Raw genomic sequence first — 26,282 nt, forward strand, 5'->3', positions numbered from 1 at the left:
GGTGAACAAGGCGTGGGATCAATCAGGCGGGGCGCAGGAAGATCGGCCAGGCGAGCGCCGCGCAGATCGCGGCCGCGAGCCACACGCCCGGCCATGCGAAGACCACCAGCAGCCACGGAATGGCGATCGGCACCAGGCAGAAGCCGATGAACACAAAACTATTGGCCAGGCTGAGCGCGGTGCCGACATGGCCGGCCCCGGCAAGCGTGGCAAGCTCGGTATAGGCGACGCCGTGCCAGGCGGAGACGGATATGCCGGCAACGACGACCATCAGCGGAAGCAACGGCAGCAGCGACGGCGCGCCGGCAGCGCCGATCACCAGCAGCCACAGCGCCAGGAATGCTAAGGCGCTCAGCGCGCTGCAGCCTTTCAGGAACGGCTGGCGGTTGCCGTGGCGGTCGGTGAAGCGCCCGCTCCAGACACGCATCGCCATCGCGCCGGCCTGCACCGCGGCGAGGCTGGCGCTGGTCACAAAGGTGCCCATGCCGGCGAAGTCATGCAGGAAGACCGAGGCGAAGGTCAGCACCGCGACTTGCGGGAAGCAGAGCAGGCCGATAGCGGTCGAGATGCGCCATACCTCGATGTTGCGCAACGGCGCTGGGCCAAGTGTCGCCGTGGCGGCGTGAGCGCCGCTTTCCACTGGCGGCTCGTGCAGCCAGCGCCAGGCAAACCAGGCCGAGAGCGCGGAGACGACCGCAAGCAGGCCGAAGACCGCCGTGAAGCCCAAACTCAACGCCAGCGACGGCAAGACAAGCGCGCCCAGCCCGCCGCCGAGCGGCACCGCCGTCTGCCTGATGCTCATGGCGAAGCCGCGCTCGCCCTCGCCGAACCAGCCCATGATGGCGCGCCCGCTGGAACCGTTGACGCTGCCGCCGAGCAGGCCGACGACGAGCAGGCTTGCCGACAGCAGCACGACGCCGGGAATGGCTGTCTTCGTCGGCACGACGAGCATCGCCATGATGAAGAGCCATGCCGCCGTCGCGCCGAGTCCGGTCAGGAGCACGCGGCGGTCGCCCCAGCGGTCGGTGAGCACTCCCCAGGGCAATTCGCTCAGCGCCACGCCGAGGCCGAGAAGCCCGAGCGCCAGGCCAAGCGAGGCATTATCGAGGTGGTAGCCCTGGCGCATCGCCACCGCGGTCGCTGGAATGCCGGAGAAGGTGGCGGAGAAGCCGGCATTGGCGGCGACCCCGATGCCCAGCACCTTCCAGCGATGGTTAGGGCCGAAGGCGCGGCGGGCTGAGGCTCCGGCAATGTCTCCCGCGGGCGGCTGGCAGACATTTCGTGTGACGATGGCGGACATGGCTCCATTCCTGTGATGGCCGGCTGACGGCTTGACGGACCGGATGTAGCGCCATAGCTTCATCCATAAAATCAGGAAGTTTTGCACCAACAATCCTGAAAACAAGGACGATCCCGATGCGCCGCGTCACCTTCGACCTCGATGTCCTCAGAACCTTCGTCACGGGCATGGAGCTAGGCAGCTTCGCCAAGGCGGCCGAACGGCTTGGCCGCTCGACGTCCGCGGTCAGCGCGCAATTGAAGAAGCTGGAAGAGCAGGCTGCGACGCCGGTCTTCCGCAAGGCGGGACGCGGCCTGGCGCTCACCGAAGCCGGCGAGACGATGCTTAGCTATGCGCGGCGGCTGATCGAGCTCAACGATGAAGCGGCCTCCGCCATCCGCGACGTCGAATTGGAAGGATGGGTACGGCTCGGCCTGCAGGAGGATTTCGGCGAGGCCGTGCTGCCCGACGTGCTCGGCCGCTTCGCCCGCGCCCATCCCAAGGTTCGCATCGAAGCACGGATCGGCCGCAGCCATGACCTTGCCGAGCGTGTCCTGTCAGGCAATCTCGACATCGCGCTTGCCTGGCATGACGGCACGGCCCTGCCCTATAGCCGCCATGTCGCCGACGTGCCGGCGCGCTGGATCGGCCCGGCCAAGCCGATCGAGGCTGGTCCGCGCAATGGCGAGCCGCTGCCGCTGGTAGTGTTCGAGGCGCCGTGCCTGCTCAGAACCGTGGCGACCGAGACACTCGATCGCGCGGGCATGCCCTGGCGCATGGCCTTCTCGAGTCCTTCCCTCGGCGGCATCTGGGCGGCGGTGGCGGCGGGTCTCGGCCTGACGATCCGCACCGATATCGGCCTGCCTGCCAATGTCAGGGCAATCGCGCCGGGAGTCCTCGGGCTGCCGGCGCTGCCGACGATGGCGCTGCACCTGCATCGGAAGGACGCCGAGCTCGACCCCGTGGCGACGCGGCTGGCGGAGATCCTGCTGCAGGCGGCACTGGAGACGCTGCCGGAGGGAGCGCGAACGGGCGATGGGTTGCGAGAGGTCGCGTGAGGTTTTGGTCCCTATCGCGCTCGTCATTCTATGGCGAAGCAAGGAGCGAAGCGACGCGCGCAGACCATAGAATCCTGTTACCTCGCGCAAGGAATGCAGCGGTGCAGAATTCTGAACCGCCGCGGCGCTTCTAAGTCACGGAATGGATCCTCGGGTCTGCGCTGCGTCGCTCCGCTCCTTGCTTCGCCCGTGGATGACGAAAGACCGGCGGCTGCCACCAAAGCCCTCACCGCTTCTTCGCCCTGCCCGCAAACGGATTGTCCGAGGTGCGCAGCGCCATGCGGATCGGCACGCCGGGCATGTCGAAGGCCTCGCGCAGGCTGTTGGTCAAATAGCGGACATAGGATTGCGGCATCGCGTCCGGGCGCGAGCAGGAGACGACGAAGCCCGGCGGGCGGGTCTTGGCCTGCGTGACGTATTTGATCTTCAGCCGGCGGCCGGCGACGGCGGGCGGCGGGTGATGCGCGAGGATGCCTTCCAGCCAGCGGTTGAGCTTGCCGGTGGAGACGCGGCTGTTCCAGACCTTGTGTGTCTTGATGACGCTTTCCATCAGCCGGTCGAGACCGCGCCCGGTCTCGGCCGACACCGTCACCGCCTGGATGCCGCGCACCTGCGGCAGGAGCCGCTCGGTCTTTTCGCGCAGCTCGGCCAGCAGCTCCTGCGGGTTGTCGATCAGGTCCCATTTGTTGAAGGCGATCACCGGCGCCCTGCCCTCGCGGATGATGAGGTCGGCGATCTGCAGGTCCTGCTTCTCGAACGGGATGGTGGCGTCGAGCATGATGATGACGATCTCGGCGAAGCGGATGGCGCGCAGGCCGTCCTGCACCGAGAGCACTTCCAGCTTTTCATGGATCCTGGATTTGCGGCGCATGCCGGCCGTGTCGAACAGCTTTATGCGGCGGCCGCGCCAATCCCAGTCGACCGAGATCGAATCGCGCGTGATGCCGGCTTCCGGACCGGTCAGCAGCCGCTCCTCGCCGATCAGCGCATTGATCAGCGTCGACTTGCCGGCGTTCGGGCGGCCGACGACGGCGATGCGCAGCGGTTTGGTGTCGTCATAGGACGCTTCAGCCTCCGGGTCGGCGATGTCCTCGCCGATCAGAACCTCGCTGGCGGCGATCTCGCCGGCTTCGTCTTCCTCGTCCTCGCCGAAAGCGCGTTCCTGGCCGAGCGCTTCAATCACCGCGTCACGCAGATCCGGCATGCCCTGGCCGTGCTCGGCCGAGATCGGGATCGGCTCGCCGAGGCCGAGCTCCCAAGCTTCCAGCATGCCCCCTTGAGCGCCACGCGCCTCTGCCTTGTTGGCCACAAGCACGACCGGCTTGCCGGATTTGCGCACCACCTCGGCGAAGGTGCGGTCGTCGGGCATCAGGCCCGACTTGGCATCGACCGTGAAGAAGATGAGGTCGGCTTCGCGAATGGCGATCTCGGTCTGCTGGCGCATGCGGCCGGGCAGCGTCGAAGCCGCCGCGTCCTCGAAGCCGGCGGTGTCGATGACATCGAAGTGAAGATCGTAGAGTTTTGCCGCGTGGACGCGGCGGTCGCGCGTCACCCCCGGCGTGTCGTCGACAAGCGCCAGCTTCTTTCCGACCAGCCGATTGAAAAGAGTCGATTTGCCGACGTTAGGCCGGCCGATGATGGCGACTTTGAAGCCCATCCAGGATCACGACACGTTGCCCGACCCGCGGATCAGCTCGGACATCAGCTGCGCGCGCTGGCGCACATTGCGCGGGGCGGCTTCATCCGAAGAGATCTGGTCGAACAGTTTGAGCGCGTCCGCCGCCTTGCCGTCCTTCCAGGCGGCAAGGCCGAGCGCCTCGCGCGCCGAATGGCGCAGCGGATTGGTGTCGGCGGTGAGCGCCTCGATGCGGCTGGAGACATCGGCGTAGGAGCCGTGGTCGACGAGCAGGAGCGCCGCCCTCAGCCGCGCGATATCGCGAATGCCGGCGGGAATGGCGTTGTCGGCGGCGACCTCGTCGAAATCCTTGACCGCGCCGTCGACGTCGCCCTTGTTGGCCTTGACGGTCGCGGCGCGCATGCGGGCGAGCAGCGGATAGGCGCCGTAGCCGTCCTTCTCCAGCTGGTCGAGCGCGGCGATGGCCTCGTCGTTCTTGCCGTCATTGGCGAGCTTGAGGGCGGCCGAGAAGGCGTCGCCCGAGCGGTTGGCGCGGGTTTCGTCCCAATAGCGGTAGCCCACGACAGCGGCGGTGCCGAGCACGATGAGGATGGCAAGGCCGAGAATGGCCGGGCCGAAACGGTCCCATAGCTTCTGCGCCTGCTCGCGACGCATCTCTTCGTTGACTTCGCGGATAAAACTGTCGTCCGACATCAATCAAAACCATTGCGGCCCCAGGAGGAGGCGCTTCTTGAGCCCGCGTTTTAGCGAAATTTCGTCGGCATGGAAGGGGGCGGGCCGGAAAATCGGCTGAGAATGCCGGGCGCCCACAGTCCATACCTGAACGCAACCGCGCCACATTTGCGCGATAGCCGGCTTCCGATCGGCCGGAGACGTCCCCGCCAGAAGGTTGTCAATGCTTCGTTCGTACCGCGTTCTTGCGATCAGTCTCGCCTCGCTCGCCTCAGCCAACGGCGCCTTCGCCGATCCGCCGAAATCGCCAACCGTTTCGCCGGCCAAGCAGGTCGTGCTGATCTCGTTCGATGCCGCCCGCGATATCTCGCAATGGCAGCGCAGCCGGGCGCTGGCAAAGCGCACGGGCGCGCATTTCACCTACTTCCTGTCCTGCGTCTTCCTGCTCTCTCCCGAGACGCGGCTGCACTATGCCGGCCCCGGCATGGCCGCCGGCAAATCCAATGTCGGCTTCGGCGCCTCGAAACAGGATGTCGCCGACCGGCTTGAGCAGGTCCGGCTGGCGGCTGCCGAGGGCCACGACATCGGCAGCCATGCCTGCGGCCATTTCGACGGCAAGGCCTGGAGCAAGGCCGACTGGCTGGCCGAATTCGCCTCCGCGCGGCGCATTTTCGAGAACGCCTATGCGATCAACGGCATTTCTCCCGAGCCGCCCGGCTGGCGCGATTTCGCCCGCCATACCGTAACCGGTTTTCGCGCGCCCTATCTGTCCACCGGTAGTGCGCTTTTCGAAGCGCTGCCCGAGGCCGGCTTTGAATACGATGCGAGCGGCGTCTCGAACGGCCCGGTCGTGCCGCCGACCCTGAATGGCACAACCCGTTTTGCCCTGCCGCTTGTCCCGGAGGGACCGAAGGCGAAGCCGGTCGTCGCCATGGATTACAATCTTTATGTCCGCCACTCGGGCGGCACCGAGAAGCCGGCCATGGCGGACGCATTCACCGAGCGGGCCTACCAGGCGTTCCACGCTGCTTTCGAGGCTCAGTACAATGGCAAGCGCCTGCCGCTGGAGCTCGGCTTCCACTTCACGCTGATGAACAACGGCGCGTACTGGAACGCGCTGGAGCGCTTCGCCGACGAGGTCTGCGCGATGCCGCAAGTCGAGTGCATCAGTTTCCGCGACTATGTCGCGCGCCAGCGCGCCGGCCAGTCGTCACAGGTGAGTGTGGGCGGCTAACTGGGCTGGCCGCGCTCTAGCTTGCCGGTTGATCTTCGGGACGCATGCCAGCTTGCTCGCGTTCTAGATAGTGCTGATCGACAATCGGCAGTTGCTCGCCCTGCAGCGTCGCTTCGAAGGCCCGCAAACGTTTGTGCACCGATTGCAATTCGACAATCGTCGACCACGAATTCAGTAGGAATTGAAGTGAATTCGTCACCTTGCCGAACGCGTTCGATATCTGGTTCAGGGCGCCGAACGTGATCTTATGCGCAACCAGCGAGGGCCCAAGGATGAGCAACGAGAAGATGTTGTCGGCCTGCAGGTAGGTGTAACGCACGACGTTGAAATAGATGTAGTGAAAATATAGCTTGAAATAATTGCGGCGGACATTGGCGAATAATTGTGTCGTCGTCGCCGGCTGCGCCCGATCGGGATGATCCTCGCCGTAGACAAGTTCCTTGCGGTAAGCCGCCTCGACGCGCTGGTTGCGGAACTGGAGGCCGGGCAATTTGAGACCGGCGATCATCACGGAAATCGTTCCGAACAGACACCAGCCCAATGCGGCAACGACCAGCGGCTGGGGGACCGTGCCGATGATCGGCAATTCGGTGATGTGGGCCTGCAGTTGAATCAAGACCGGCAGAAAGGCGATCAGCGTCATGATCGACTGAACGAAGGTCGAGCCGAGATCTTCCATGATCTGCGAGAAGCGCATCGTGTCCTCCTGGATACGCTGCGAGGCGCCCTCGATGTGGCGCAGCCGGCCCCAGTTGGCCATGAAGTAATCATTCATCGCGGTGCGCCAGCGGAAGATCCAGTGGCTGACGATGAAGGCATTGACCACCTGCACATTCATGCCGACCAGCGCCAGCCAGGAGAAATCGGCCAATCCCTTGTAGAATTCCGTGTTGGTCGAGGGAGTCGTTCCCGACATAAGGCCCTGAACGTAGTCGAAGAAAGGACCGTACCAGTTGTTGACCGCAACCGAGACCTGAACATTGAAGTAGATGAAGAACAGGATGACTGCGGTCATCACGATCGACCAGTTCTGCCACGGGTGCGGGGCGTACCAGCTCCAGAAGGCGTAGAAGATCGCCACGCAGGCCACGAAGTACATGTAGAACCACAGAAACGGCTTCGACCACAGCACCGCGATGCCGATGATCGGCGGCGAACCCGCCGCCACGGGCGGCAGGCCGAAGACGGCGCCCAGCTGCTCGCCGCCGAAGAACCAGAACAGGATCGCGGCAAGGCTCCAGACGGCGGCCGAGGTGAAGAAGAGCTTCGGCTGCGGGAAGAAGGATACGAACACTGTGGCGGGTTTCCTCGGTCTGACCGCAAATCAGCGGCGTTGCAGTTCGGCGGGCATAAAGTCACACATTAGGGGGAAAGAAAATGCCCGTGCCCAACGCCCGGCATCGAACAAACCGCAAATCATGGCGATTTTGGCGCAGCCGACCAGGCAATGACGCCAGAGGCGAGCAGCGCCGACGCCGCAATGATCGAGGCAAGCACGTAATTGCCCGAAGCCTGGGCGAGCAGGCCGGCGGCGATCGGGCCGACGATCTGGCCGAGACCGAAGGCCGCGGTCATCACCGCGAAGATGCGGCGCGGCGCCCGCGGCGCGAGCTGCCTGCCCATCTGTAGGCCCAGCGCCGTGATGGCGATAAAGGTGCCGCCGAGCAGGATGCCGGCGATCAACGGTCCGGCTGCACCTTTGACGACGACGCTGGCGGTGACGCCGACCACTTCGACCAGGCAGCTCGCGGCATAAGCGGCGTAGAGCCCGACGCGGCCGGCGAGCTTCTGCCACGCCCAAGTCGAGGGAAAGCCGGCAAGGCCGGCGACCATCCAGACAGTCGCCTCGAAGACGCGCCCGCCGCCGCCCTGGCGGACGATAGCGACCAGGAAAGTGGCCGTCACCACATAGCCGAAGCCGAACAGCCCGTAGGCGATGATCATCCTCACCAGGGAGCCGTCCTTCGGCAGCGCCGGCTCGCGCCCGTCGGCGACGTTGGCCGGCGTGGTCGAGCCGGCGAGCAGCATGACGATGAGCAGGCCAACCGCCGAAAGCGCTCCGGACCAGAGCCAGCCGGCGGCCCAGCCCGCGTGTTCGGAGACGAGGACCGCCAGCAGCGCTGAGGACGCGGCAATGCCCAGGCCAACGCCGCCGAAATGCAGCGCCTGCAAATCGCCGCGGCCAGCCTCAGCCAGGTGGCTGAAGACGATCGAGGCCATGAACACCATGACGAAGGCGCTGGCGAGGCCGGCGAGGAATCGGATGACGAGGAAGGCGACCATCGTCTCGTTAAGCCCCATGAAGGCCGCAAGCACGGCGCTGGCGGCGAGGCCGGCGAACATCAGCATGCGCTCGCGGCCATGCGCCCAGCCACCGGCCGCGGCAAGCGCGCCGATGAGGTAGCCGACATAATTGGCCGAAGCGATCCAACCGGCATCGGCCGGCGTCAGGCCAAGTCCCTCCATCATGCCCGGCAGGATCGGCGTGTAGACAAAGCGGCCGATGCCCATGGCTACGGCGAGCGCGACCATGCCGGCGAGAGCAAGCCGCAAGGGAGATGGCGAGGCGTTCATTGCGGCGCACAATAAGAATGTGTATCCGCGAAACAATGTGCTTGCGTTGGGCCAGGTGCACGTCCCCTCACCCAGCCTCCGCTTCGCTCGGCTGACTTCTCCCCGGTGGAGAGAGGAGCCTGTCGGTGCCTGCGCCATGTCTTCTCCCCAAGGGGAGAAGGTGGCCGCGAAGCGGCCGGATGAGCGGCAACTTAGCGGCCAGCCGCACCCATCGTCTCATACGCAGTGCGGCGGGCCGTCAGCCGGAAGGGCATGTCGCCGAGCTCGCGCTCCGACATGGTGTCGAGCACCGGATGCGACAGCGGATCGGTGATCCAGCGCGCGATCTCGCCGTCGTCGCGCGGCCTCGCCTCGGCGCCGGAAAGCCCTTTCAGCAAAGATAAAATCTTCATCGGGCCACCTCATGGCTCAAGGTTGTTGCAGGTAAATTCTGCCCTTTCCTGTCGGGGTTTCAATTGAGATTTCGGCCCGTTCACTTTAGAAAAACTGGATGGCTATGCTGAACCGCGTCCATCTCAACGGCCTGCGCGCCGTGGAAACCGTCGCCCGGCTGGGATCGCTGGCGGGCGCGGCGGCGGAGCTCAACGTCTCGGTCAGCGCCGTCAGCCAGCAGGTCAAGCGCACGGAAAAGCAGCTGGGCCAGGCGCTGTTCGAACGCACGCCGGGTGGGCTCGTGCCGACCGAATTCGGCGCCGTCTTTACGGCGCGGCTCAGCGCCGGCTTCCGCGAGCTTGCGCAAGCGGTGGCGCTGGCCAACGAGACCAACGAGTGCACGCTGGTTGTCTCGGTGGCGCCGGCCTTCGCCTCGAAATGGCTGCTGCCCCGGCTGTCGCGGCATTTCGCGCGACACCCCAATGTGCTGTTGCGCATCGACGCCTCGGCCAGGGTCGCCGATCTCGACCGCTCCGATGTCGATATCGCCATCCGGCTTGGCGACGGCAAATGGCCGGGCGGGCGCGCCGAGCTTCTGCTTGCCCAGGAAGTGTTTCCGGTCTGCGCGCCCTCGATCGCGGCCAGGCTGAAGTCGATCGGCGATCTGGCGCAGACCTGCGCCATCACCGACGAAAAGGCGATGTTCAGCTGGGACGGCTGGTTCGAGACGGCCGGCGTCGAGCCGGTCACCTTCCAGAAAGGGGCGCGTTTCACCGATCCGATGCTTTGCCTGGAATCGGCGATTGCCGGCCATGGCGTGATGCTCGCCTGGCAGTTGCTGACCGCCGACGCGCTGGCCGACGGCCGGCTGGTCGCGCCCTTCGGGATCAGGGCCGAGAGCGGGCTGGGTTACTGGCTGGTGACCTCGGCCACCAAGGGCGAAAGCCGCAAGGTACGCGACTTCAAGGCCTGGATCCGCGAGGAGATCGAGGCGACCATGGCGCAGTTCCGGGCGCTGGACAGCGCCGCTTAACCGCTCCGCATTCTTCAACGACGCGGTCCGTCATGCTTGAAAGCAGGCCCAGTCGATCGCGGTGGAAAGGTCAATCGCAGCGGTCTATGTAAGGACGAGAACCCCAACATAACGGCAAGCAGGATCATGACCACACATTCGCGCGGCGTTTCGGCAAGCATCGACCCGGTGAAGCTCGACAGGCTGGCGGAAGTCGCCATCAAGGTCGGACTGCAGCTGCAGCCCGGACAGGACCTGGTGCTGACCTCCTCGATCGCGGCATTGCCGCTGACCCGCCGCATCGTCGAGCACGCCTATAAGGCCGGCGCCGGGCTGGTGACGCCTATCTTCAACGACGACGAGATCACGCTGGCGCGCTTCCGCTATGGGGCGGACGCCGGCTTCGACCGCGCTGCCGGCTGGCTTTACGAAGGCATGGCGAAGGCGTTCTCCAACAATGCGGCGCGGCTTGCGGTGCGCGGCGAGGATCCGTCGCTGCTGTCGTCGCAAGATCCGGCCAAGGTGGCGCGCGCCAACAAGGCCAACTCGATGGCCTACCAGCCGGCGCTGGAGAAGATCACCGGCTTCGACATCAACTGGAACATCGTCGCCTATCCCGACCTTGCCTGGGCAAAACAGGTCTTTCCGGGTGAGCCGGACGACGTCGCGGTGGTGAAGCTTGCCGACGCCATCTTCTCAGCCTCGCGGGTCGACGTCGAGGACCCGATCGGCAATTGGAAGGCGCATAACACCGCCTTGGCCGAGCGCACGAAATGGCTCAACGAGCACAGTTTCCACGCGCTGCATTTCACCGGACCGGGCACCGACCTGACCGTCGGGCTGGCGGACGGCCATGAGTGGATGGGCGGCGCCTCGACTGCGAAGAACGGCATCACCTGCAACCCGAACATCCCGACCGAGGAGGTCTTTACCACGCCGCATGCGAGGCGCGTCGAGGGCCATGTCTCCTCGACCAAGCCGCTCTCCTACCAAGGGACGCTGATCGACGATATCTCGGTGCGCTTCGAAGGCGGCCGGATCGTCGAGGCCAAGGCCTCGAAGGGCGAGGACGTGCTGCAGAAGGTGCTCGACACTGACGAGGGCGCGCGGCGTCTCGGCGAGGTGGCGCTGGTGCCGCACTCCTCGCCGATCGCGCGGAGTGGGCTGTTGTTCTTCAACACGCTGTTCGACGAGAACGCCGCCTGCCACATCGCGCTCGGGCAGTGCTATTCGAAATGCTTCGTCAACGGCGCGTCGCTCAGCCAGGATGAGATCGCGGAGCGCGGCGGCAACAAGAGCTTCATCCACATCGACTGGATGATCGGGTCCGACAAGATCGACATTGACGGCGTGGCCAAGGATGGCGGCCGCGTGCCGGTGATGCGCAAGGGCGAGTGGGCGTAACGGTACTTTGTTGGCGCAATTCCGAACGGACGGCTCCGGCCAAGTCGCCGAGCCCAACCGCTGTACTTTTCCAGGGCTTGGCAAAGGAGGCGTAAGTGGCCTTCGACATTGCGGTGAAGCGTGTCTATGAGCCGCCGGCGAAAGCCGACGGCCAACGGGTGCTGGTCGACCGCATCTGGCCGCGCGGCGTCAGCAAGAAGGACGCCGAACTGTCGCTATGGCTGAAGGAGATCGCGCCGAGCGACGCGCTGCGCAAATGGTTCGGGCACGAGCCCGAGCGTTGGGCCGAGTTTCAGAAGCGGTATCGGGCCGAGCTCGACGCCAACAAGGAAGCGGTGGCGCAGCTGCATGGCCTGTTGCGCGAGGGCAAGGTGACGCTGCTTTATGGCGCGCATGACGAGGCGCACAACAATGCGGTGGCGCTGGCGGCGTATTTGGAAGCCCAAGCATAATTATTGAGACGTCGAGTTCCTTCGCCCCCCTCTCTGTCCTGCCGGACATCTCCCCCTCAAGGGGGGAGATCAGCCTTCACGCCGGCTTTCGCCAATCGCAGACGTTGCAAGACGAGCGCCTCGTCAAAGCTGCCAATCTCCCCCCTTGAGGGGGAGATGTCCGGCAGGACAGAGAGGGGGGCGAAGGAACTCGACGTAAGTGGTCGAGCCTCATTCCCCGCCCACCGCCTCCTCGTAAACCTCCGGCTTGAACCCAACGATAACGCCATCCCCCACCTCAAGCACCGGCCGCTTGATCATCGTCGGCTTGGCGAGCATCAGCTTCCTCGCCTTCTTCTCATCGAGCGCTTCCTTGTCCTTCTCCGGCAGCGCGCGAAAGGTCGTGCTGCCTTTGTTGAGCAGCTTTTCCCAGCCGACCTTGCCGATCCAACCGCTGAGCCTCTCCGCCTCGATCCCCTCTGCCCGGTAGTCATGAAAACGATATGGCACGTCATGGCTCTCCAGCCAGACGCGCGCCTTCTTGATCGTGTCGCAGGTGGTGATGCCATACATGGTGATGGTCAAGACGGGCCTCTGTCACATGAGCTTTCGAATCCGGCAGGAGCCTAGGCCGGCCCTATAAGCTTTGCCAGCGCGCCGGCGCGATTTTGCTGGGGCACGGTGGCCGACCAGCTTGCGGATTATGTGAAGACGATTTGAGAAGCAGACATGGCGACCGGAACACCAGCCCGGTCGCCATCTCTGATTTCAAGTTTACGTCGCGAAAGAAGCGAGACGCCTCAGGCCGATCGGCTTCAGTAATAGAAACGCTCTTCGCTGATCTTGCCGTTCTTGACGGTATAGAGGCCGACCTCATCCATCTTGACGCGCTCGCCGGTCGATTTGGGCGTTATGTCGAAGCTGAATCGCAGCGCAAACTGGTCGCCATTGACATAGGGACCCTCGATCGAGCCGCCGTGAACCTCGTGGTTGGCTTCCCACCAGGCGCCCTTTTCCTTGACGGCCTCCTTGCCGTTGCAGACGGCCATCGGCCCTTCCATCGCCTCGTAGCTGACGATGTCGTCGGCATTGTATTTCGCGGCAGCGCCGTGGTTGTCGCCTCGCTTGAGGAGCTCGGTGAAATCCTTGGCAATTTCGGCAGTGGTCATGATTTCCTCCCGGTTTGGACCAGACATCAAGTAGGTATCGATCGTTCGCCTGCCATCGACGGCCCCCTCCACAGGTGACAAATCCTGTCAGGATGGTGAGGCTTGCGCGCTGATGATAAGGACGATTCGAGATGCTCACATGACAGCATGCGCGTCGTCCCGATCGGTCAATTGCCAGCGCCTGATGACCTGGTATCGATTCTGACGCAGGAAGCTGTGTATCAACACGAACTCGCGCACAGTCCAACCGATCGGCTCAACTGCCCGCTCCTCAACTTTCGGAACGCGTGCTTTGTCACGCAGCAAAGTAACATGCGGCGCCATTGAATTCGGGACAAAAGGCTGCAACGGGCTATCGAAAAGCGCTGCCGTGAACGCCCGCCAAAAGGCTTCAAATTGTGGGACGCCATCACTTGCCCGCAAGACCAATGCACCGCCGCCAAAGGCCGAAAGACGGTTGAAAGAGACATCAAAGACCTGGGCTCGTACCAGTGAGCCCGCGTAGCAGGCATCCTCAACCAAAAGCCTCGGCAAGCCGTCGTAATCACCGAGCATGACAAGCGAGATATGGCGATGACTGGGACGAACCAACTTGCCTCCAAGTCCCAACTCTCGTTGCCAAGCCACAGCACGCGATTCCAGAATAGGGGCGATCATCTGTTCGGCAAGGATGGCGAAGAACAATCGATCAGTCGGATCGTGGCTGGCTCGATCCCACCGGAAAAAAGCTTGGCCGTTCCTGCCGATCCCGTACCACGGTTCTCCATTCACGGCTGATCCTTTCGGATGTCGTCCAAAGAATCAGACTAGAACAAAACAAGAACAAACTACAAGGGAGAATAGCACCCGCGCTCGATCGCCAGCCGCCGAACCAGCGCCAGCACGGTGTCGATGGTCGGCGTCGGCTGGCCGGTCAGGCGGCCGAGCTCCTGCACGGCGGTGACCAGCGCGTCGATCTCCATCGGACGGCCGCGCTCAAGGTCCTGCAGCATCGAGGTCTTGTGCTCACCGACATCGCCGGCGCCCTTGATGCGACGATCGACGGGGATGAGGAAGCGCACGCCGAGGCGCTCACCGATCGCCTGCGCCTCCAGCATCATGGCGCGGGCGACGGCGCGTGCGCCTTCGTCGGCGACGATGGCCGCAAGCGTGCTGCCGGTCAGCGCCGAGATCGGGTTGAAGGAGAGATTGCCCCAGAGCTTCACCCAGATCTCCGAGCGGATGTCCTCGCGCACCGGCGCCTGCAGCCCGGCCTTGACCATTTCGCGTGCCAGCGCGGTGGCCCGCTCGCTCTTTTCGCCCGAAGGTTCGCCCAGCGAAAAGCGCGTGCCTTCGACATGGCGGATCAGGCCCGGCGCATCGACCTCGACAGCGGGATAGACGACGGAGCCGATGACGCGCTCCGGTCCGATGCGCTGCCAGATCGCCCCACCTGGATCGACCGCGTCCAGCCGCGTGCCTTCGAGAGCGCCGCCCGCCTTGTAGAAATACCACCAGGGCACGCCGTTCTGCATGGTGACGACGGCTGTCGCCTCGCCCAAGAGCGGCGCGATCTCGTCCAGCGCCGGGGCCAGCGAATGCGCCTTCAGCGCCAGCACGACATAGTCCTGCACGCCGAGCTCCTCGGCGCGTGCCGCTGCTTTCACCGGCGCCACTGTTTCCTTGCCGTTCTCGATCAGGCGCAGGCCGTCGGCCTTAATCGCTTCCAGATGCGCGCCGCGCGCCACGATGGACAGATCGACAGGACCGGAGATCGCGAGCTTCGCGGCGAGGTAGCCGCCAATGGCGCCGGCGCCGAAGACGGTGATGCGCATCAGCCGAGCCCGAGCTTGGCCGCCAGCCCGATGCGCTGCAGCTTGCCGGTCGCGCCCTTCGGAATCTCGTCGAGGATCACCACCTTGCGCGGCACCTTGAAATCGGCGAGCCGGGTCGATGCAAAGCCACGGATATCGGCCTCGCTGGCGCTCTGGCCTTCGCGCAGCACGACGGCCGCCGCCACCTCCTCGCCCAGCTTGTCATGCGGCATGGCGAAGGTGACGACCTGCGCCACCGCCGGATGATCCATCAAGACGCCGTCGACCTCGAGCGGCGAGATCTTCTCGCCGCCGCGGTTGATGATCTCCTTCAGCCGGCCGGTGACGCGCAGATAGCTATCCTCGTCGAGCACGCCCTGGTCGCCGGTGTGGAACCAGCCATGGGCGAAGGCGCTGGCATTGGCATCCGGGTTCTTCTCGTAGCCTGCCGTGACGTTGGGTCCGCGAATGACGATCTCGCCGACCTCGCCGGCTTTGAGCAGCCGCCCGTCCGGCGCCATGACGGCGACTTCCGGTCCGGCCGACGCGCCGACGCTGCCGGGCTTGCGCAGGCCCGGCGGCAAACGGTTGGACGCCATCTGATGCGCGGCCTCGGTCATGCCGTAGGCCTCGATCACCGGGCAGCCGAAGGTCTTCTCCAACTCGGCCATCACCTGCGCCGGCAATGACGCCGACGACGAGCGGACGAAGCGCAGCTTCGCCTCGGCAAGCTGCTCGGGATTGCGGGCGGCGCGCGGCAGGATCGCCTGATGCATGGTGGGCACGGCGGTGTACCAGCTGGGCTTGGCTTCGGAGAGCCACTGGAAGAAGCGCAGCGCGTTGAAGCCCGGCGTGCAGAAGACGCTGCCGCCGGCGGCGAGCGAGGACAGCACCGCGGCGATCAGCCCATGGATATGGAACAGCGGCATGATGTTGAGGCAGCGGTCGGCCGGCGTCAGGCCGAGCGTCGCGCCGATATGCGCCGCCGACGCCGCAAGGTTGGCGTGGCTGAGCGGCACCAGTTTCGGACGCGACGTCGTGCCGGAGGTGTGGAGCAGCAGCGCAACATCGCTTTCCGCGGCGAAGCCAGACGAGACCGGCGATCCAACCGGCTCACCCTCGATCGTGAAGGTTCCGGACGGCGCGCCCTCCGGCACCAGCAGCCGCAGCACAGGGATACCCAGGCGCCCGGCGACTTCGACCGAGGGACCTGCCTCGTCCTTACCGACGAGGATCGCCTTGACGCCGATATCGCTGAGATAAAAATCGAGCTCGTCGGCACGATAGGCCGGGTTGAGCGGCGCGGTGGACGCAGCCGCCGCCACCGTGATGAAGGCCGTGGCCATCTCCGGGCCGTTCGGCAGCACGATGGCGACGCGGTCGCCGCGGCCGATGCCGAGCGCGTTCAAGCGCGCGACGGTATCGCGGATCAGGCGGCGCAGCCCGCCATGCGAGAGGGCCGTCCGTTCCGGCGCGGCGATGGCCGGCGCATCGTCGGCGCCGGGGGCAAGGCGATGGGCGAGATCGGTGGCGTTTTCGCTGTTCGTCATGGTTCCAGACTATGTTTCGAACGATCGGCTTATGTCCAGCGCCGCTCAATATCCGAGCGCCAGGCCGTCCTTGCGCGGGTCGGACGCCCCGGTCAGCGTGCCCTTTTCCCAGTCGATCAGCACCGCCTGCCCGCCGCCCAGCGGATGGTCGGGCTCCACAACACGATGACCACGCCGGCGCAGGCCTTCAATGGCCTCGGGATGCACGCTTCGCTCGGCCTCGACGACGTCGTGGTTGAAGAACACCCGCGCCGCATCGATCGCCTGCTGCGGGTCCATGCCGAAGTCGATCATGTTGGTCAAAAGATGCACATGGCCGAATGGCTGGTAGCCGCCACCCATCACACCGAAAGGCATGAGAGCGCGGCCATCCTTCGTCATCATGCCCGGCATGATGGTGTGCATCGGCCGCTTGCAGGGCGCTATCACATTCGGGTGCTTCGGATCGAGGCGGAAGCTCGAGCCACGGTTCTGCAGCACGACCCCGGTCTTCGGGCCGACGACGCCGCTGCCGAACGAATAATAGGTCGAGTTGATGAAGCTCACCGCATTGCGGTCGCGATCGACGACGCTGATATAGACCGTGTCGCTGCCGGGAAGATCGAGACGCGGCAGATCGGTCATGGCGCGCTCGGGATCGATCGCGGCGCGCAAGCTGTCGGCATAGGCGCTGGAAAGCAGCGCCTTGACCGGGACATCGACATGGTCCTGGTCGGCGAAAAAGGCATCGCGATCCTGATAGGCGAGCCGGCCGGCCTCAATCTCGAGGTGCAGGCGCGCGGCGCCGTCCGGATCGAGCTTGCCCAGCTCGAAGCCCGAGAGCACGTTCAGCATCAGAAGCGCGGTCAGGCCCTGGTTGTTGGGCGGCATCTGGTGGATGTCGTAGCTCCGATAGGCGGTGCTGACCGCGCTCCGGTAATCGCCCTTGGTGGCGGCGAAATCGTCGAGCGTATGCAGGCCGCCGAGCGCGCGAAGCCGTCCGACCAGATCCTCCGCGACCTCGCCTTCATAGAATCCGGCGCGGCCCTTCCTGGCGATGATGCGCAGCGTCTCCGCCAACTCCGGCTGGCGATGGATGTCGCCGGCCTTCGGCGGCTTGCCGCCCGGCAAAAAGATGCGCGTGGCCACCTCGTCAGCCGACAGGTCGGTCTCGGGATCCTTCCAGTCGAAGGCGACGCGATCGTGCACGACATAGCCTTCTTCCGCGTAACGAATGGCCGGAGCGAGCGCGTCGGCCAGGCCCTTGCGGCCATGATCCTCCAGCAGCCGGCACCAGGCGTCGACGGCGCCTGGGATGGTGACGGCGTGCGGACCCTGCTTCGGAAGCTCGCTAAATCCCTTGTCCAGATACCAGTCGATCGTCGCGGCCTTTGGCGCACGGCCCGAGCCGTTGAAGGCAAGCACGTTCGCGTCGCCCTTGGGGCAGTAGAGGACAAAGCAGTCGCCACCGACGCCGGTCGACTGCGGCTCGACCACCGCCTGCACCGCGGCCGCGCAGACCGCGGCGTCCATCGCGTTGCCGCCGGAGCGCAGCATGTCGATGGCCGCGAGCGTAGCGAGCGGATGCGAGGTCGCGGCCATCGCCTCGGTGGCGCGGACCGGCGAGCGGCCGAGAAACTGGAAATCACGCATGCGGGTCTGGGTAACCTTGTATCAACGTCCGCGGCCGAAAACTGGGCGGCGGACAACAAGACGATCGATAGCACGATCAGACACGTCGCAATGGCGGCGATCGTCGGGTCGATCCGGTCGCGCAGCTCTCTTCGTCATTTTCGCTTCTCCAACCGGTGTCCTGCTGTCATCGATTTGGTATGCGAATTTGTATACAATTTTGAGTGTAGTTCGTCGAAAGCCGATGTCAACGTCGGACGTGCGGTTGACCGTTGGAGGCGGGACGCTTGAGCAAGGAGAGAAAGAACACGTTGCGCGACTCGGTGTTCGAGGCGCTGAAAGCGTTGATCATCACCGGCCAGATCCCGCCGGGCGGCCGCGTGACGGAAAACGAAATCGCCGAGCGCCTGAAGGTGAGCCGCACGCCGGTGCGCGAGGCCTTCAACCGTCTGGAGCGCGACGGCCTGGTAATCGGGCGGCCGCGCCAGGGCTATGTGGTGGCCGAATTCAACCTGACCATGTTCCGCGAGGCTTTCGACATCCGCGAATTGCTCGACGGGCGCGCGACCGAGCTGGCGGCGGCAAACGCGACCGCCGCCGACAAGGCAAGGCTGCGCGAGATGCTCGCCGAATGCGAGCGGCTGGCGGCGATCCCGGATCGCAGCACCAGGGAGAAATTCGAGGAACTCCAGGTCGGCATCGACCTGCACCGGGCAATCGCCGAAATCGGCGGCAACGGGATGCTCTACGGCATGCTCTGCGGCATCCTCGACAAATGCCAGCAATATGTGTGGACCGAGCTGTTGTGGCTGGACGAGTGGAAGCTCACCCGCGAAGAACATGCCGGTATCGTCGACGCGATCTGCGCCGGCGATGTCGCCTTGGCCGGCGAGCGCGCCCGTGCGCATGTGCGCGGCTCGCGCGAGAACATCCTGCGCCTGCTGCAGGCCAAGTCCGATTATCAGGGATTCTTCGCCAAGGCGTCTTGAAGCGCCTATCGCATCAGCTGGAAAGCATGGGGCAGTTGGCGCCGAGCCGCAGGCTGACATAGGCTACGTCGCCGACGCTGAATTGAGAACCGTCGGCGCGGCGCGGGGCGTCGATGACGATCGGGACCCCCTGCCCTAGCTCGGCATGCAGGCGCAGGGTGCGGCCGTGGAAGACGACGCCGCTGACACGTGCCGGCGCGGTGCCTTCGCCGGCTTCACCGACAATCAGGAGATCTTCCGGCCGCACGCCGATGGTTCGCGTGTCTCCGGCGGCCGGCGTCTCGCCGCTGTCCGAGATCGCCTCCAGCGGCAGGTCGCCGGCGGCAAAGCGCAGGCGCTCGCCGTCGCGGCCGACAAAGCGCGAGGGCAACAGGTTCATCGTGCCGATGAAGGAGGCGACGAAACGCGTTGCCGGACGGTCGTAAAGTGTGGCCGGCGGCGCGATTTGCTCGATGCGGCCCTTGTTCATGACGACGATGCGGTCGGAGATCGACAGCGCCTCGGTCTGGTCGTGAGTGACCATGACGAAGGTGGTGCCCAGCCGCGACTGCAGCCGCTTCAATTCGACCTGCATCTGCTCGCGCAGATGCGCGTCGAGCGCCGACAGCGGCTCGTCGAGCAGAAGCACGCGCGGCTCGCAGACGATCGCGCGGGCTAAAGCGACGCGCTGACGCTGGCCGCCGGAGAGTTCGGAGACGCGGGCGCGCAGCTTGTCGGCGAGCCCTACCATGTCGAGCGCCTCGCGGACGCGTTTGGCCTGCTCGGCGCGGGTGAGCTTGCGCAGCGACAGGCCGAAGCCGACATTGGCCGCGACGTCCATATGCGGAAACAGCGCATAGTCCTGGAAGACGGTGTTCACCGGCCGGTCGAAAGGCCGCAGCCCGGTGATGTCGCGGCCGTCGAGCAGCACATTGCCGCTGGTCGGGCTCTCGAAGCCGGCGATGACGCGCAGGCTCGTCGTCTTGCCGCAACCGGAAGGGCCGAGAAGGGTCAGGAACTCGCCCGGCGCGATGTCGAGGTCGACGGCTTCGAGGCCGACAATGCCGCCAGCAAAAACTTTCGAAACCTTCTGCAGCCGAACGAGCGCATCAGGCGCCATCGCGCACCTCGGACGGTTTTGTCGTGTTGACCCAAAGGATCTGGCAGCGCTCGGCGCCCGGATTGCGGAAGGCATGCAGCAGCGTACTCTTGAAGGCGAAGCTGTCGCCGGCCTTGAGGACATAGGTGCTGGCGTCCACCACCAGCTCGACCTCGCCCGCCATGACGAAGCCAAATTCGTGACCGGCATGGGCGTAGGCTTCTGCCGTGCCGCCGCCGGCCTCCACCGTGACCAGCATGCCGGTCAGCGTCGCGGCCGGCGGCGACAGGAGCGCCTTGGCGATGCCTTCGGATTTCACCGGAATCTGCCGTCGCTTGTCGGCGCGCACGCAATAGAGATCGTTGACCGCTTCGTTGCCGTCGGCGATCAGCGCCGACGGCTCGATGTCGAGCGCCGCCGCGAGCGGCCAGATCACCTTGACGCGCAGCGACGACATGCCGCGCTCGATCTGGCTGAGCGCGCCGATGGAGATGCCGGCCTTGGCCGCGAGCTCGGCCAGCGACAGCTTGCGCTCGAGCCTGAGCGCCCGCACGCGCCGGCCGACGCGGATATCGGCATCGTCTTTCGACCTCTCGGCGGCTTCGTCAAAGACATCCATGCAATGGTCCTCGTTATCTTTCCCTTCTCCCCTTGTGGGAGAAGGTGGATCGGCGCGAAGCGCCGAGACGGATGAGGGGTGTTCCAGCGGAGTGAGACGTTTGTGTTCCCTGGAGCACCCCTCATCCGGCCGCTTCGCGGCCACCTTCTCCCACAAGGGGAGAAGGTAAGGACGCTCAGCCCCCGGCCTTCACCTTCTCGAACATCTTTGCCACGTCGTCATTCTGCTTCATCGGGCCGGTGAAGATGGTGCTCTTCAGCATCACGTCCGGATCCGCAGGCAGCTGCAGCTTGTCCAGCTCTTCCTTCGATACCCCGGCAAACGCGGTGCTCAGCGAGCTGCCATAGCCATAGGACTGGATCAGGAATTTCCCGGAGTCGGCGTCGAGGCGGCTGTTGATGAAGTCATAGGCGAGGTCGACGTTCTTGGCGTCCTTGAGCATGACGAAGCCGCAGGCCCAGGTCAGCATGCCTTCCTTCGGCTTCATGAACTCGACCGGCACGCCCTGCTTCTTGAGCGAGGTGGCGGACGCGTTCCAGGTCATGGCGGCGACCAGTTGGCCGCTGGCCAGCGCCTGCTCGACCGAGGTCATGTCGGTGGTGTAGCTCGACATGAGCGGCCGCTGCTCGCGCAGCTTTTCGGCCACCTTGTCCATCTGGTCCGGCGTCATGTCGAAGGGGTTCACGCCCGCCAGGAGGGCCGCGACGATCGGCGTGTCGTGCACGGCGTCGATGGTCGCCATGCGGCCGGCATATTGCTTATCCCACAGAAGGTTCCAGCTCGCCTCGGGGTTCTTCACCAGGTCGGTGCGGTAGAGGATCGAGGTGTTGCCCCAGTCCCACGGCACCATCCACACCTTGCCGTCGCCGGCCTGCAGGTCGGCCAGGTTCTTGAACACCGGGAAGATCGAATCCCAGTTCTTGATGCGCTTGGTGTCGATCGGCTGCAGCAGGCCTTCCTTGTTCCAGCGCGCCACCTTGTCGTAGCAGGGATGCGCGATGTCCGGGCGGAAGCCGGCCTTGACCTTGGTGAAGGCGTCGTCATCATCGCCGAAGATCGTCGCCTCGACGCCATCGGGATGCGCGGCAAGGAAGCTCTTGTTGAAGTCGGGCAATTCGTAGCCCGACCAGGTGAAATATTGCAGCTTGTCGGCGGCAAGCGCGACTGTCGACGACAGCGCGAGCGCCAGCGCGGCAAGGCCGGCCCGGGCTTTGTGTCCGGCGATCGATTTCAGGTGGACTGTCATTTTCGTTCTCCTCTTCTTTGTTGTGGTTCAGGCTGGATTGCGGCGCGCGGCGCCAAGACCGCGGTGGCGAAGGATTTCGGCTGTGCCAGCGATGACGAAGGAGACAATGAGGATCACCGTGCCGAGCGCCATCACGGTCGGGAGCGAGCGCGGGAAGCGCAGCTGGCTCCAGATGTAGAGCGGCAGCGTCGGCTCGGTGCCGGCGAGGAAAAAGACGACGATGAACTCGTCGAAGGAAATCAGGAAGGAGAGCATGAAAGCCGACAGCACGGCGGGCGCACTCAGCGGCAGCATCACGCGCCGGAACGTCGTCCAGTCGGAAGCGCCGAGATCGAGCGCCGCCTCGCGGATCGTCTTCGGGATGGCGGCGAAGCGGCTGCGCATCACCACCACCGTCGTCGGCAGCGCGACGAGGATGTGGCCGAGCACGATGGATATCCGCGACGGGCCGAGGCCGATGAGGTTGACCAGGATCAGAAGCGAGATGCCGACGATGACGCCGGGGATCAGGATCGGCAGGCGAGCAATGGCGCTGATGGTGGCGGCGAGCGGTGAACGGCCGTAAAGGTCCATATAGGAAACGGTGATGCCGCAGAGCGTCGCGCCGAAGGCGGCGATGACGCCGATGACCAGGCTATTGGCCAAGGCGCCGGACAGTGCTGGGTTGCCGTAAAGCGTGCGGTACCATTCGAGCGTAAAGCCTTGCAGCGGAAACGCCGCCTGGATCGAGTTGTTGAAGGAAAACAGCGGGATCAAGAGCACCGGCAAATAGAGGAAGACGAGATAGCCAAGCACGTAGAGGGCGAGCCAGCGGCCGTCGCTTTTGGTGCCTGCCCGGACGCTCATGTGCGGCTGCCAAACCGGCGGTCGGCGCCGCGCGCGACCAGCACCACGCAAAGGATGACCAGCATGACGCATACCGAGAGCGCGGCGCCGAATGGCCAGTCATTGGCCTTGCCGAATTGCGACTGGATCAGCGTGCCGATCATGGTGCTGGCCGGGCCGCCGACCATGGCCGGCGTGACATAGTCGCCGACCGTCGGCACAAAGACGACCAGCGCCGCCGCCAGAACGCCCGGCATAGAATTGGGCAGCACGACGCGGCGGAAGCTGGTGAAAGGCCGCGCGCCGAGATCGGATGCAGCCTCGAGCAGCGATTTGGGGATCGTGTCCAGCGCCACATAGATGGGCAGGATGGCGAAGGGCGCATAGGCGTGCGCGAGCGTGACGACCACCGCGGCCGGCGTGTTGAGGAAGGCGAGCGTCGGCTCCTTCCAAAGGCCGGTCTCGATGAAGGCCGAATTCAGCACGCCATTATAAGCAAGCACGATCTTCCAGGCGAAGACGCGAAGCAGATAGCTGGTCCAGAACGGCAGCGTGACCAGGAAGAGCAGCAGGTTGCGGCGCCGCCCGGCATGAAAGGCGAGATAGTAGGCGACCGGATAGGCGGTAACGACGGTGGCGAGCGTCACGAGGCCGGCAATGACCAGCGAGCGCAGCGTCACCGTCCAATAGAGCGGATCGGTTGCGACGGTGACGAAGTTCTCCGCTGTCAGCCCGACACCGAGCAGCGAGCCGTCATTGCCCCTGAAGGCGAGAAAGACCACCAGGCCGAGCGCGAACAGGATGAGGAAGAAGGTGACCAGCCCGCCCGGCAGCAGCATGGCGAAGCGGAAGACCGGCGAGATGCGGTTTTCCGGCAGGGGCCGTGTTGCGGCGATGGTCGACATCGAAGTGCCTATTGGCTCCATCGGATTTTTGAAATCGCCTGATGCTTTTTCATATTCATGAAACTGTCAAGCAGATTCGCTTGTGCGCTGCACGCATTCGGCGTCAGCGTTCGAACGCATCGAGCATGCGGTACCAGGTGATTGCCGCGGCAACCCCGACCTGGCGGAAGGCGTGGAACGGGATCGGCTTGATCGGCGACAGCGGAAACGGCAATTGCCGAGCGTCGCCGCTCGCGAGGTAATTCGCCATGCGCTTGCCCAGCGCGCTCATCAGGCCGACGCCCCTGCCCTGGCAGCCGACGACCGCCAGCAGGCCTTTTTCCGGTTCATGCAGATGCGGCAGGTGGTCCGGCGTCAGCGCCACGCGGCCGAACCAGCGCTTTTCGATGGCGATGTCGGCAAGCGCCGGATAGAGGCGGATGAGCGCGCGTTCGCAATGCGCCCAATCGGCGGCGCTTGAAGGCAGCGCCGTGCGGCCGCGACCGCCCAGCACCATCCGGCCATCGGGACTCCGGCGGTAGTAGACCAGGATGCGACGAGAATCGGAAACGGCCTGACCGCCCGGCAGGATGCTTGCGGCAAGCTCGGCCGGAAGCGGCGCGGTGGCGATCTGGAAGGAATGCAGCGGCACGATCGTCTGGGCAAGGCCCGGCAGCAGGCCGTCCGTGTAGGCATTGGTGGCGAGCACGACCGCCTTGGCGCGCAATTCGGCGCCGCCTTGCGTCGAAACCCGCCAGGCGCTGGCATCCTTGGAGAGCTTCACCACCCGCTGCTGCTCGGCGATGCTGGCGCCGGCGGCCGAGGCGACGCGGGCGAGCTCGAGCGTGTAGGACAGCGGATCGATGACGCCGGCGCGGCGGTCGAGCCAGCCTCCGAGATACCCTTTGGCGCCGGTCATGGCCGCGATCTCGGCCTGATCGAGCAATTTGACGTCGGCACCCCGCGAGCGCCATTGGCGATCCCGGTTCGCCGCTGCCTTCAGCGCGGTCTCGGTGTGCGCGGCCTGGATCCAGCCTTTGCGCGTGAACGGCACCGCCAGCTTCTCGTCGCGGATCACATCGAACACGGCATCGGCCGTCGAGGCGGCGAACGCGACCAGGGCTTCGCCGCGCTCCTTGCCGAAGTGTTCGATCAGCCACTCCGGATCGTATTTGAGGCCGGGGATGACCTGGCCGCCATTGAGGCCCGAAGCGCCCTGCCCGATCGCGCCGGCATCCAGCACCTGAACGGAAATGCCCGCGCGCGCCGCATGCAGCGCGGTCGACAGCCCCATGATGCCGCCGCCGACGATGACCGCGTCCAGCGTGGCACCGGCCGAAAGCTCCGACTGGAACGCCATGGCCGCCTGGGGCTTCCGCCAGATCGGATCGGAGAAGGCTGCGGCCAAGAAGGTCACCTATACGCTGGAGCTTCGTGAAAATCCTATCGCCGATTTCATGAATTTGAAAGAGCGCTTGGATGGGCCAGTTCGGCTGTGGCTGTGTGACAGCACATCCATGGTCATAAATGTTGCGGCTGGCGGGATAGACGTTTTCGCGAAATCGGGGAAAAGTGCCGCGCGCGAAAAAATCGAGAGGAATGATGCCATGACCGATCCGACCCGCCTGCCCGCCGATGGAATTTTCGTCGGCCGCGCCAAGACCAGCGCCGCTTCCCATCCGCTGGTGGTGACGGTGCGGGACGGCGAGGTGATCGACATCACCTCGAGCGCGGCGCCTACGGTGCGCGATCTTTGCGAGTTGAAGGATCCGGCCGGCTATCTGCGCTCGGCCAAGGGCAAGGCGATCGGCGCGCTGGAAGAAATTGCGGCGAACAGCTTCGAGGCCGAACGTGATGCCGGTAAGCCCATCCTGCTGTCGCCCGTCGACCTGCAGGCGGTGAAGGCCTCCGGCGTCACCTTCGTCGTCAGCCTGCTCGAGCGCGTCATCGAGGAGCAGGCGCGCGGCTCGGCCGAAAAGGCGGATGCCATCCGCGCCGACATCGCCGGGCTGATCGGCCACGATCTGTCGAAGCTAAAGCCCGGCTCGCCGGAAGCGATGGAGATCAAGGCCAAGCTGATCGCGCGCGGGGCCTGGTCGCAATATCTCGAAGTGGGCATCGGCCCGGACGCCGAGATCTTCACCAAATGCCAGCCGATGGCTTCCGTCGGCTTCGGCGCCGATGTCGGGCTGCACCCCGTCTCCACCTGGAACAATCCCGAGCCTGAGATCGCCATGATCGCCGATAGCTCGGGTCGCATCGTCGGCGCCACGCTCGGCAACGACGTCAACCTGCGCGACGTCGAGGGGCGCTCGGCGCTGCTCCTCGGCAAGGCCAAGGACAACAACGCTTCCGCATCGCTCGGGCCGTTCATCCGGCTGTTCGACGAAACCTTCTCCATCGCCGACGTGAAGCGCGCCACGGTGCGGCTCCGCGTCGAGGGCGAGGACGGCTTCTCGCTGGAGGGCGCGAGCTCGATGGCCGAAATCAGCCGTTCGCCGGAAGAGCTGGTCAAGGCGGCGATGGGACCGCACCACCAGTATCCGGACGGGCTGGCGCTCTATCTCGGCACCATGTTCGTGCCCTCGAAGGACCGCGGCGAGAAGGGCAAGGGCTTTACCCACAAGGTCGGCGACATCGTCACCATCTCGTCGGAAAAGCTCGGCGCGCTCACCAACCGCGTACGGCTGTCGCCCGATTGTCCGCACTGGACCTACGGCGCCAGCCATCTGATGCGCGACCTGGCCAAAGCGGGTCTGATCTAACGCCGCACCGGAAGGGCGGTTGCTTGGAGGCCAATCCGCGCAGCGGATGGTCGATGGTGTTGTTTGCCCAACGAATATCAC

25 protein-coding genes are annotated in these 26,282 nt (G+C 65.1%); 7 read left to right on the forward strand and 18 right to left on the reverse strand.

What is annotated here, in order from left to right; translation table 11 throughout:
* Positions 1 to 22 precede the first annotated feature (22 nt).
* On the reverse strand, positions 23 to 1,300 hold the full coding sequence (locus FJ425_RS12305; protein ID WP_140723685.1) for an MFS transporter: 1,278 nt from the start codon (positions 1,298 to 1,300) through the stop codon (positions 23 to 25).
* Between the two features lie 116 nt (positions 1,301 to 1,416).
* Here FJ425_RS12305 and FJ425_RS12310 point away from each other — a divergent pair, with 116 nt between their 5' ends.
* Positions 1,417 to 2,337, forward strand: a complete 921-nt coding sequence (locus FJ425_RS12310) for a LysR substrate-binding domain-containing protein (protein WP_140723688.1) — start codon at positions 1,417 to 1,419, stop codon at positions 2,335 to 2,337.
* Between the two features lie 226 nt (positions 2,338 to 2,563).
* On the opposite strand, the gene der is transcribed toward FJ425_RS12310, so the two are convergent.
* Both der and FJ425_RS12320 read right to left on the reverse strand, forming a co-directional pair.
* Entirely contained in the window at positions 2,564 to 3,994 is a 1,431-nt protein-coding gene (gene der, locus FJ425_RS12315) for a ribosome biogenesis GTPase Der (RefSeq protein ID WP_140723690.1), read from the reverse strand.
* Between the two features lie 6 nt (positions 3,995 to 4,000).
* Positions 4,001 to 4,666, reverse strand: coding sequence for a tetratricopeptide repeat protein (locus FJ425_RS12320; protein WP_140723693.1), 666 nt, complete (start codon positions 4,664 to 4,666; stop codon positions 4,001 to 4,003).
* Between the two features lie 202 nt (positions 4,667 to 4,868).
* Here FJ425_RS12320 and FJ425_RS12325 point away from each other — a divergent pair, with 202 nt between their 5' ends.
* Positions 4,869 to 5,879: a polysaccharide deacetylase family protein gene (locus FJ425_RS12325; RefSeq protein WP_140634603.1), complete on the forward strand. Its 1,011-nt coding sequence runs from the start codon at positions 4,869 to 4,871 to the stop codon at positions 5,877 to 5,879.
* 16 nt (positions 5,880 to 5,895) lie between these two features.
* On the opposite strand, the gene sbmA is transcribed toward FJ425_RS12325, so the two are convergent.
* The 3 genes from sbmA to FJ425_RS12340 all read right to left on the reverse strand — a co-directional run bounded on the left by sbmA (position 5,896) and on the right by FJ425_RS12340 (position 8,845).
* On the reverse strand, positions 5,896 to 7,173 hold the full coding sequence (gene sbmA, locus FJ425_RS12330) for a peptide antibiotic transporter SbmA (protein ID WP_140634605.1): 1,278 nt from the start codon (positions 7,171 to 7,173) through the stop codon (positions 5,896 to 5,898).
* A 122-nt stretch (positions 7,174 to 7,295) separates the two neighbouring features.
* Positions 7,296 to 8,453, reverse strand: coding sequence for a YbfB/YjiJ family MFS transporter (locus FJ425_RS12335; protein WP_246677923.1), 1,158 nt, complete (start codon positions 8,451 to 8,453; stop codon positions 7,296 to 7,298).
* 191 nt (positions 8,454 to 8,644) lie between these two features.
* On the reverse strand, positions 8,645 to 8,845 hold the full coding sequence (locus FJ425_RS12340) for a hypothetical protein (RefSeq protein ID WP_140723696.1): 201 nt from the start codon (positions 8,843 to 8,845) through the stop codon (positions 8,645 to 8,647).
* A 98-nt stretch (positions 8,846 to 8,943) separates the two neighbouring features.
* Between FJ425_RS12340 and FJ425_RS12345 the strand changes: the two genes are divergently transcribed.
* From FJ425_RS12345 to FJ425_RS12355, 3 genes are all read left to right on the forward strand, one after another.
* The gene (locus FJ425_RS12345) at positions 8,944 to 9,858 is read left to right on the forward strand and encodes a LysR substrate-binding domain-containing protein (protein ID WP_140723698.1); all 915 of its coding nucleotides are present in this window, start codon (positions 8,944 to 8,946) and stop codon (positions 9,856 to 9,858) included.
* Between the two features lie 126 nt (positions 9,859 to 9,984).
* A complete protein-coding gene (locus tag FJ425_RS12350; protein WP_140723701.1) occupies positions 9,985 to 11,241 on the forward strand; it encodes an aminopeptidase in 1,257 nt (418 codons plus the stop codon).
* A gap of 95 nt (positions 11,242 to 11,336) precedes the next feature.
* A complete protein-coding gene (locus tag FJ425_RS12355) occupies positions 11,337 to 11,693 on the forward strand; it encodes a DUF488 domain-containing protein (protein ID WP_140723704.1) in 357 nt (118 codons plus the stop codon).
* Between the two features lie 210 nt (positions 11,694 to 11,903).
* Here FJ425_RS12355 and FJ425_RS12360 read toward each other — a convergent pair whose 3' ends face one another.
* From FJ425_RS12360 to ggt, 6 genes are all read right to left on the reverse strand, one after another.
* Complete coding sequence (locus FJ425_RS12360; protein ID WP_140634614.1) at positions 11,904 to 12,257, reverse strand: ArsC family reductase; 354 nt, start codon at positions 12,255 to 12,257, stop codon at positions 11,904 to 11,906.
* Between the two features lie 230 nt (positions 12,258 to 12,487).
* Positions 12,488 to 12,841: a nuclear transport factor 2 family protein gene (locus tag FJ425_RS12365; protein WP_140546912.1), complete on the reverse strand. Its 354-nt coding sequence runs from the start codon at positions 12,839 to 12,841 to the stop codon at positions 12,488 to 12,490.
* Between the two features lie 135 nt (positions 12,842 to 12,976).
* Complete coding sequence (locus FJ425_RS12370; protein WP_140634616.1) at positions 12,977 to 13,612, reverse strand: 2'-5' RNA ligase family protein; 636 nt, start codon at positions 13,610 to 13,612, stop codon at positions 12,977 to 12,979.
* Positions 13,613 to 13,668: 56 nt separating this feature from the next.
* Complete coding sequence (locus tag FJ425_RS12375; protein ID WP_140634618.1) at positions 13,669 to 14,655, reverse strand: 2-dehydropantoate 2-reductase; 987 nt, start codon at positions 14,653 to 14,655, stop codon at positions 13,669 to 13,671.
* Complete coding sequence (locus FJ425_RS12380) at positions 14,655 to 16,184, reverse strand: acyl--CoA ligase (RefSeq protein ID WP_140723706.1); 1,530 nt, start codon at positions 16,182 to 16,184, stop codon at positions 14,655 to 14,657. Before FJ425_RS12380 ends, FJ425_RS12375 begins: the two co-directional genes overlap by 1 nt.
* A 45-nt stretch (positions 16,185 to 16,229) precedes the next feature.
* Positions 16,230 to 17,816: a gamma-glutamyltransferase gene (ggt, locus tag FJ425_RS12385; RefSeq protein ID WP_140634622.1), complete on the reverse strand. Its 1,587-nt coding sequence runs from the start codon at positions 17,814 to 17,816 to the stop codon at positions 16,230 to 16,232.
* Between the two features lie 266 nt (positions 17,817 to 18,082).
* On the opposite strand from ggt, the gene FJ425_RS12395 reads away from it, so the two are divergent.
* Positions 18,083 to 18,784, forward strand: a complete 702-nt coding sequence (locus FJ425_RS12395) for a GntR family transcriptional regulator (RefSeq protein ID WP_181164991.1) — start codon at positions 18,083 to 18,085, stop codon at positions 18,782 to 18,784.
* A gap of 13 nt (positions 18,785 to 18,797) precedes the next feature.
* Here FJ425_RS12395 and FJ425_RS12400 read toward each other — a convergent pair whose 3' ends face one another.
* From FJ425_RS12400 to FJ425_RS12425, 6 genes are all read right to left on the reverse strand, one after another.
* Entirely contained in the window at positions 18,798 to 19,883 is a 1,086-nt protein-coding gene (locus tag FJ425_RS12400; RefSeq protein ID WP_140634626.1) for an ABC transporter ATP-binding protein, read from the reverse strand.
* The gene (locus FJ425_RS12405) at positions 19,873 to 20,481 is read right to left on the reverse strand and encodes a cupin domain-containing protein (RefSeq protein ID WP_140634628.1); all 609 of its coding nucleotides are present in this window, start codon (positions 20,479 to 20,481) and stop codon (positions 19,873 to 19,875) included. Before FJ425_RS12405 ends, FJ425_RS12400 begins: the two co-directional genes overlap by 11 nt.
* A 175-nt stretch (positions 20,482 to 20,656) precedes the next feature.
* Positions 20,657 to 21,727 (reverse strand): ABC transporter substrate-binding protein, encoded by a 1,071-nt coding sequence (locus FJ425_RS12410; protein WP_140634630.1) that lies wholly within the window; start codon positions 21,725 to 21,727, stop codon positions 20,657 to 20,659.
* 27 nt (positions 21,728 to 21,754) lie between these two features.
* The gene (locus tag FJ425_RS12415; RefSeq protein WP_140723709.1) at positions 21,755 to 22,573 is read right to left on the reverse strand and encodes an ABC transporter permease; all 819 of its coding nucleotides are present in this window, start codon (positions 22,571 to 22,573) and stop codon (positions 21,755 to 21,757) included.
* Positions 22,570 to 23,457 (reverse strand): ABC transporter permease, encoded by an 888-nt coding sequence (locus FJ425_RS12420; RefSeq protein WP_140723712.1) that lies wholly within the window; start codon positions 23,455 to 23,457, stop codon positions 22,570 to 22,572. The genes FJ425_RS12415 and FJ425_RS12420 overlap by 4 nt, the downstream gene beginning before the upstream one ends.
* A gap of 103 nt (positions 23,458 to 23,560) precedes the next feature.
* Entirely contained in the window at positions 23,561 to 24,844 is a 1,284-nt protein-coding gene (locus tag FJ425_RS12425) for an FAD-dependent oxidoreductase (RefSeq protein WP_140634635.1), read from the reverse strand.
* A 199-nt stretch (positions 24,845 to 25,043) separates the two neighbouring features.
* Between FJ425_RS12425 and FJ425_RS12430 the strand changes: the two genes are divergently transcribed.
* Positions 25,044 to 26,201 carry a fumarylacetoacetate hydrolase family protein gene (locus tag FJ425_RS12430; protein WP_140634637.1) on the forward strand — a complete coding sequence of 386 codons (1,158 nt, stop codon included), beginning with the start codon at positions 25,044 to 25,046 and terminating at the stop codon, positions 26,199 to 26,201.
* The last annotated feature ends 81 nt before the right edge of the window (positions 26,202 to 26,282 follow it).

Source organism: Mesorhizobium sp. B2-7-2 (genome assembly GCF_006440775.1).
Lineage (GTDB): Bacteria > Pseudomonadota > Alphaproteobacteria > Rhizobiales > Rhizobiaceae > Mesorhizobium.

What these genes read in the sequence shown, in the direction of transcription:
- FJ425_RS12430 (WP_140634637.1), top strand. Translation starts at nt 25,044, where the DNA reads ATGACCGATCCGACCCGCCTGCCCGCCGATGGAATTTTCGTCGGCCGC.
- FJ425_RS12340 (WP_140723696.1), bottom strand. Translation starts at nt 8,845, where the DNA reads ATGAAGATTTTATCTTTGCTGAAAGGGCTTTCCGGCGCCGAGGCGAGG.
- FJ425_RS12380 (WP_140723706.1), bottom strand. Translation starts at nt 16,184, where the DNA reads ATGACGAACAGCGAAAACGCCACCGATCTCGCCCATCGCCTTGCCCCC.
- ggt (WP_140634622.1), bottom strand. Translation starts at nt 17,816, where the DNA reads ATGCGTGATTTCCAGTTTCTCGGCCGCTCGCCGGTCCGCGCCACCGAG.
- FJ425_RS12365 (WP_140546912.1), bottom strand. Translation starts at nt 12,841, where the DNA reads ATGACCACTGCCGAAATTGCCAAGGATTTCACCGAGCTCCTCAAGCGA.
- FJ425_RS12375 (WP_140634618.1), bottom strand. Translation starts at nt 14,655, where the DNA reads ATGCGCATCACCGTCTTCGGCGCCGGCGCCATTGGCGGCTACCTCGCC.
- FJ425_RS12415 (WP_140723709.1), bottom strand. Translation starts at nt 22,573, where the DNA reads ATGAGCGTCCGGGCAGGCACCAAAAGCGACGGCCGCTGGCTCGCCCTC.
- FJ425_RS12405 (WP_140634628.1), bottom strand. Translation starts at nt 20,481, where the DNA reads ATGGATGTCTTTGACGAAGCCGCCGAGAGGTCGAAAGACGATGCCGAT.
- FJ425_RS12310 (WP_140723688.1), top strand. Translation starts at nt 1,417, where the DNA reads ATGCGCCGCGTCACCTTCGACCTCGATGTCCTCAGAACCTTCGTCACG.
- FJ425_RS12305 (WP_140723685.1), bottom strand. Translation starts at nt 1,300, where the DNA reads ATGTCCGCCATCGTCACACGAAATGTCTGCCAGCCGCCCGCGGGAGAC.
- FJ425_RS12325 (WP_140634603.1), top strand. Translation starts at nt 4,869, where the DNA reads ATGCTTCGTTCGTACCGCGTTCTTGCGATCAGTCTCGCCTCGCTCGCC.
- FJ425_RS12335 (WP_246677923.1), bottom strand. Translation starts at nt 8,453, where the DNA reads ATGAACGCCTCGCCATCTCCCTTGCGGCTTGCTCTCGCCGGCATGGTC.
- FJ425_RS12345 (WP_140723698.1), top strand. Translation starts at nt 8,944, where the DNA reads ATGGCTATGCTGAACCGCGTCCATCTCAACGGCCTGCGCGCCGTGGAA.
- der (WP_140723690.1), bottom strand. Translation starts at nt 3,994, where the DNA reads ATGGGCTTCAAAGTCGCCATCATCGGCCGGCCTAACGTCGGCAAATCG.
- FJ425_RS12410 (WP_140634630.1), bottom strand. Translation starts at nt 21,727, where the DNA reads ATGACAGTCCACCTGAAATCGATCGCCGGACACAAAGCCCGGGCCGGC.
- FJ425_RS12320 (WP_140723693.1), bottom strand. Translation starts at nt 4,666, where the DNA reads ATGTCGGACGACAGTTTTATCCGCGAAGTCAACGAAGAGATGCGTCGC.
- FJ425_RS12420 (WP_140723712.1), bottom strand. Translation starts at nt 23,457, where the DNA reads ATGTCGACCATCGCCGCAACACGGCCCCTGCCGGAAAACCGCATCTCG.
- FJ425_RS12400 (WP_140634626.1), bottom strand. Translation starts at nt 19,883, where the DNA reads ATGGCGCCTGATGCGCTCGTTCGGCTGCAGAAGGTTTCGAAAGTTTTT.
- FJ425_RS12350 (WP_140723701.1), top strand. Translation starts at nt 9,985, where the DNA reads ATGACCACACATTCGCGCGGCGTTTCGGCAAGCATCGACCCGGTGAAG.